We start from the raw sequence: 5,344 nt of genomic DNA, 5'->3' as shown, positions 1-5,344 counted from the left end.
GGCGCAGCGTGCGGGAGCCTTTGATCTGCCGCTGATGGACCACCGGCTGAAGCAGTTCATGGCCCGGGTGGATCTCGTTCACGCCACCTTGCCCGAGCTGGAGTTTCCGCGCTTTGATGCGGAGGCCGTCACCGCGTGCCTCGCCCGTGCATTTAAAGGCCTCTCCTTGGTGAAGGATGCCCAAGCTGCGCCGCTGATGGCCGCCTTCCACCAGCATCTGGCCCAGGGGCAGGTGAGCTGGCTGGATGAACTGGTGCCGCTCTCCATCCCATGGCCCGCAGGTGGGAGCCTGAAGGTCTCCTATGCGGGCGAGTCACCGGAAGTGCAGGTGAAGCTGCACGAGTGCTTCGCGCTCACGGAGCATCCGACGCTGTGCGAGGGGCGGCTGCCGGTGATGCTCATTCTCTGCACGCCAGATGGGAAGAAGCTGGCTACCACGAAGGACTGGCCTGCTTTTGTCGCGCGTGAATGGCCGAAGCATCGGCAGGCGGTGGCGAAGAAATTTTCGGGGTTGTTGTGGCGGTAGATGTCGCGTGCGCGAAGCGTCTGATATGGACTGCGCAAACCGCACTCCAAATGGGGAGCATCTCTGGGCACTTCAGCCTGCTTGATCTAGATGAGTTTTGCGATACGTCACAACGTCCATGTCCGCCTTCGCCTCCCACATTGCCTACTACCTTGAGCGTTACCGCCAAGATGACGCCGAGAATGCATTCTGTGGTCTGACTGAAATGAACCATGAGGCGCTTCCAGAGCTGATAGCGGAGTTTCGTGCGGCCACGGATCCGGACCTGCGTGACTTTCTCCTCCATGTGATCTGGCAGCACCGCCAGCACTCGGTCATCCCTTTCCTTGGGGAGGCCCTGCGAGAAGGGGAGAAGGCCGTCTGGCGGCAGGCCATGGATGGGCTGGTGGCGCTGGCTTGTCCCGAGGCCTTGGAAGAACTGGGCTCAGCTAAAACGCGTGAGTTTCCCCGTCCGCGTGACACCGAGGAGTTTCGCAGTTGGCTGGAGGAAGCCATGGAGCAGGCAACACAAGGCTGTGGGAGCTAGTCGAAAGCAGCTTCACACCCGAACCACAATCTTTCCAAAGTGCTTCCCACTCGCGATGCGCTGGAAGGCTGCCGGGGCGTCTTTGAACTCAAAGGTGGAGTCGATGACGGGCTGCAGTTTCACGCGCTCCATTTCAGCGAGCATCTGGGCAAACATCTCGCGTGAGCCGACGTAGATGCCGTCCAGGCGGATGCCTTTGCGCAGGATCTGCACGGTCTGTACTTCCGCGCTGGTGCCGGTGAGCACGCCGATGAGGGCGATGTGGCCGCCGAAGCGCGTGGCTTTGAGGGAGCGATTGAGCGTTTCCGCGCCGCCGATCTCGACCACCTTGTCCACGCCCAGGCCACCGGTTTGCTTGACGGCCCACGTGTCCCAGTCGGGATCGGTCTTGTAGTTGTGCACCGCATCGGCCCCGAGTTGGAGGAGGTGCTTGGCTTTGATGTCGCAGCTCGTCGTGGCCAGCACGCGGGCACCGGCCAGCTTGGCAAACTGCAGGGCGAAGACCGAGACGCCGCCGGTGCCGAGGATGAGGACGGTTTCTCCCGCCTTCAAGTCGCCCCGGCAGTGCAGGGCATCCCAGGCGGTGACTGCGGCGCAGGGCAGGGTGGCGGCGGCTTCGGTGGAAAGGTAGTCGGGGATGGGCAGCAGGCTCTCGGCGCGGATGACCGCCAGCTCGCGCAAAAGGCCGTCTACGGCACCGCCGAGGGCCCCGGAGGCATGGGCCTGGCTGAATTCCCCGTCCAGCCAGGTGGGCATGAAGGGGCAGACGACGCGGTCGCCGGGTTTGAACTGGGTGACGCCTGCGCCCACGGCCACCACCTCACCCGCGCCATCGGAGCAGGGAATGCGTGGCACCGGGCCGGTCACGCCACGGATGCCCATGACGTTCATGTAGTCCCGGTAGTTCAGGCAGGTGGCCTGGATGCGGACCAAAACTTCCCCGGGGCCGGGCGTGGGGTCTGGCAGGGTCACGGCCCGCAGGGAGTCGAGGCCGGTGGTTCCGGTGATTTGATAGGCGTTCATAAGGGGGAGGGAGGACTTGCTGGCGAGGCTAACGGAACTCACTGCGGCAACAAGGCGGAAGTGAGGCTTCCAAGCTGCTCAGAAACAAAGATTTCCGAGGATCTGCCGGTGCAGAAAAAGATTCTCAACATCGGATGTGAACAATTTGCTTGCGATTCACAGAAAGGGAATGCCAAGGCAGAACGAGAAAGGTCCGATTGTCAAAAATGAAAGTGTTTATGTTGCAAACGAAATAATTGCGCCATGAAATCCATAGGTGGCAAAAGGTGGTTCATCCGAAGCACGGCCTCTCTGCCTTCCATGGCCACCTACTGAGGAGATGGTAGCTGCCAATTGGGGCGGCAGCGGCTGATTTTTTCCTGTGTTAATATCTCGTAGATCGCTGATTGGCAATAAACTAAAAATGTTATTGGCTCTCTGGATGAGGGTTCCTAGAGTCGGCTGCCTAGCTAGGTGGCTGGCCTATTGAGTGTCGAAATCGTTTCACACTGACCGATCCCTGCACGTTCCACGATTCAAACACAAGGGTTCCACGCTCAAGGTTTTCTTCCTGACTCATGACAAAATCTTGGGGAAAGTTTCTAGCTTTTGATTCCGCAAGACACAGAAATGAGAGCTCTCAATTGTTTGTGAATAACCTGTCAAGAACTCCCATTTGCGTAGGGAGAAACTGCGAACAATCGGATGCCCTCTGGGGCAAATGCGATGTGACGAAAGGGAGCGTGCCCGGCGTGCCCAGTACTAGCGTGCCTCAGCGGCCAGTTTCTCGATCCATTTGCCCAAATCCGGCGGCCGGAAGGCCTCCATGCGGGCCAGCAGGGCGGCGGGTTGAGTCTCAACCAGGACGCAGGCGGCGTGCTCAGGCTTGAGGAAGCCGCTCTGGCTCATTTGAGAGATGAATTCGATCAGGCCATCGAAAAAGCCGCCCACATTGAGCAGGCCCACGGGTTTATCGTGAAAAGAGAGCTGCAGCCAGGTGAGGGTCTCGAACAGCTCATCCAGCGTGCCAAAGCCGCCGGGCAGGGCGATGAAGCCGTCGCTGAGGTCCACCATGAGCTGCTTGCGCTCGTGCATGCTGCCGACGACGTGGAGCTGGGTGACGCCGCCGTGGCCGAGTTCTTTTTCCATGAGCGAACGTGGGATCACGCCGATGACCTCTCCCTTTTGCGAAAGCGCCCCGTCCGCAATGGCTCCCATCAGGCCCACATTGCCACCGCCATAGACGAGCCCGATGCCGCTCTGCGCGAGAAACGCACCCAGATCATGCGCGGCGGCGCGATGGCGGGGATCGCTGCCAGAGGAAGAACCACAGTAAACACAGATTCGGCGCAGTCGGGACATAGCGGGCATGATGAATGATTTCTGCTGCGGGTGCAAAGGCTTGCGCAAAAGGGAAGTTCTTCGCTACGATTAATAGAAACATGAAACAGACACGCCGCTCCTTCCTTGCCTCCGCTGCCGCCGCCCTCACGGGCTGCAATCTTCTCTCACCTTCAGGAAAAGGGAACTGGATCGATGCGCATGTGCATGTGTGGACGCCCGATGTGCAGAAGTATCCGCTGGCCCGTGGGTTTGCCGTCAGCGACATGCAGCCGCCGAGCTTCACGCCGGAGCAGCTGTTTGCCCACTGCAAGCCGGAAGGGGTGAACCGCATCGTTCTCATTCAGATGAGCTACTACCAGACGGACAACAGCTACATGCTGGACATGATGCGTGCGCATCCCGGTGTCTTCAGCGGCGTGGCCATCGTGGACGAGCACGCGGCAGGCCTGGCTGACACCATGCGCAGCCTGGTGAAGCAGGGCGTGCGCGGCTTCCGCATCAGCCCCGGCAAGGTAAAGAACCTCTCTGACTGGCTGGGTTCCCCGGGCATGGCCACGCTTTGGAAGACGGCGGCGGAGCTGAAGGTGAACGTCTGCCCGCTGATCAATCCGGACACGCTGCCGCTGCTGGACAAGATGTGCGAGTGGTACCCGGACACCGGCGTGGTGGTGGATCATTTCGCCCGTCTGGGCATGGCAGGGCCGGCCAAGCCTGAGGAGGTGCAAAACCTGCTGCGTCTGGCCCGGCATGCCAAAACGCACGTGAAGGCCTCCGCCTTCTATGCCCTGGGTGCCAAGAAGGCTCCTTATACTGATATGGGCCCGCTGGTGCGGCAGGTGCGGGATGCCTTCGGCCCCCAGCGCGTGATGTGGGCCAGCGACTGCCCCTTCCAGGTGGAGCACGGGCACAACTACCACAACGCCATCGCGATCATCCGGGATCGTCTCGATTTCCTCAGCGAGCAGGACAAAGCATGGATGCTGCGCGGCACGGCGGAGAAGGTGTTTTTCTCGGCGGCGGCGGTGTGAGGGGACTCAGTCTGAAAGACGCCCCTTCATTCGCTGAGGGTCGAGGACACTAGGCGACCAAGGAGCGCGGACTTCCAGTCCGCAGCACTCCGCCGAAGTGCCAGATTCTTATCTGCGAATCGCTCTCATCTCACCGAGGATGAGCTTCTCTGAGACTACCTCGCATTCACGAAATCCATGGCTCAAAGTGGCCCGTATCAAAAGCTCGGGTCAGTGTGTGCTTGCGGAGTGGTGCGGAATAAATTCCGCGCTCCGCACGAAAAAGCCCCGCCAGCAATGCTGACGGGGCTGAAGTGGGGAGAGTGACTTGGCTGTCCTAAACTCAGGCGGCTGCGGCTTCGGTGCCTTTGTGGCCGAGCTGCTTCACGGCGAGATTGAGCTGATCGTACTCGATCGGCTTCTTGATCACCGTCACCGGTCCGTGGGAAAGGATGCGGCTGAGGATTTCGCTGTCTGGGTAGCCGGTGATCACCACGATGGGGAGATCCGGATACAGCGCCTTGAGCTGGGAATACACTTCATCTCCGGGAACGTCCGGGAGCTTGAGATCGAGGAAGACGAAGTCAAACTTCTGCTTCTTCGCCATGGTGATGGCTTCAGCGCCGGTGCCGACGACGAGGCGTCCGAAACCAGCCTTCTTGAGGAACTGCTTGAAGAGGGCCTGCAGGGCGGGATCGTCATCGACCACCATGACCGTTGGCTGTCCGGCTTCGTCTTCCTTGCGCAGCACGTCGCGGTCAAGCAGGCTGCGCTTGATGCGCCAGCGGCCACCGATTTGCACAGCGGGCAACTGGCCACGCTGGACGAGGTAATAAACCGTTGGAAGAGGGATGCGGAGGTATTCCGCGGTCTCTTTCACGGTCATGAGTTCGGGTGCTGCTAGATCGGCCATAAAATTGGGAGTGTGTCTGTTGCCTG

At 60.3% G+C, this 5,344-nt stretch carries 6 protein-coding genes; 3 read left to right on the top strand and 3 right to left on the bottom strand.

The window, feature by feature from the left end; genetic code table 11:
* Together ACIREA_RS25920 and ACIREA_RS25915 are read left to right on the top strand one after the other, a co-directional pair.
* The coding region (locus ACIREA_RS25920; protein WP_397385219.1) for an ATP-dependent helicase C-terminal domain-containing protein at positions 1-526 on the top strand (526 nt) is incomplete at its 5' end.
* Between the two features lie 118 nt (positions 527-644).
* Positions 645-1,052 (top strand): hypothetical protein, encoded by a 408-nt coding sequence (locus tag ACIREA_RS25915; protein ID WP_397385218.1) that lies wholly within the window; start codon positions 645-647, stop codon positions 1,050-1,052.
* A 12-nt stretch (positions 1,053-1,064) separates the two neighbouring features.
* Here ACIREA_RS25915 and ACIREA_RS25910 read toward each other — a convergent pair whose 3' ends face one another.
* On the bottom strand, positions 1,065-2,075 hold the full coding sequence (locus ACIREA_RS25910) for an NAD(P)-dependent alcohol dehydrogenase (protein WP_397385217.1): 1,011 nt from the start codon (positions 2,073-2,075) through the stop codon (positions 1,065-1,067).
* Positions 2,076-2,816: 741 nt separating this feature from the next.
* A complete protein-coding gene (locus tag ACIREA_RS25905; RefSeq protein ID WP_397385221.1) occupies positions 2,817-3,416 on the bottom strand; it encodes a TIGR00730 family Rossman fold protein in 600 nt (199 codons plus the stop codon).
* A gap of 80 nt (positions 3,417-3,496) precedes the next feature.
* On the opposite strand from ACIREA_RS25905, the gene ACIREA_RS25900 reads away from it, so the two are divergent.
* Positions 3,497-4,426: an amidohydrolase family protein gene (locus ACIREA_RS25900; RefSeq protein WP_397385216.1), complete on the top strand. Its 930-nt coding sequence runs from the start codon at positions 3,497-3,499 to the stop codon at positions 4,424-4,426.
* Positions 4,427-4,748: 322 nt separating this feature from the next.
* Here the strand turns inward: ACIREA_RS25900 and ACIREA_RS25895 are convergent, their stop codons facing one another.
* Positions 4,749-5,291: a response regulator gene (locus ACIREA_RS25895; RefSeq protein WP_397385220.1), complete on the bottom strand. Its 543-nt coding sequence runs from the start codon at positions 5,289-5,291 to the stop codon at positions 4,749-4,751.
* Between the last annotated feature and the right edge of the window lie 53 nt (positions 5,292-5,344).

Source organism: Prosthecobacter sp., assembly GCF_044373815.1.
Classification (GTDB): Bacteria; Verrucomicrobiota; Verrucomicrobiia; order Verrucomicrobiales; family Verrucomicrobiaceae; genus Prosthecobacter.
Note: the sequence above shows the minus strand (reverse complement) of the source record. Positions and strands in the feature narration are given on the sequence as shown.

What these genes read in the sequence shown, in the direction of transcription:
- ACIREA_RS25895 (WP_397385220.1), bottom strand. Translation starts at nt 5,291, where the DNA reads ATGACCGTGAAAGAGACCGCGGAATACCTCCGCATCCCTCTTCCAACG.
- ACIREA_RS25905 (WP_397385221.1), bottom strand. Translation starts at nt 3,416, where the DNA reads ATGTCCCGACTGCGCCGAATCTGTGTTTACTGTGGTTCTTCCTCTGGC.
- ACIREA_RS25900 (WP_397385216.1), top strand. Translation starts at nt 3,497, where the DNA reads ATGAAACAGACACGCCGCTCCTTCCTTGCCTCCGCTGCCGCCGCCCTC.
- ACIREA_RS25915 (WP_397385218.1), top strand. Translation starts at nt 645, where the DNA reads ATGTCCGCCTTCGCCTCCCACATTGCCTACTACCTTGAGCGTTACCGC.
- ACIREA_RS25910 (WP_397385217.1), bottom strand. Translation starts at nt 2,075, where the DNA reads ATGAACGCCTATCAAATCACCGGAACCACCGGCCTCGACTCCCTGCGG.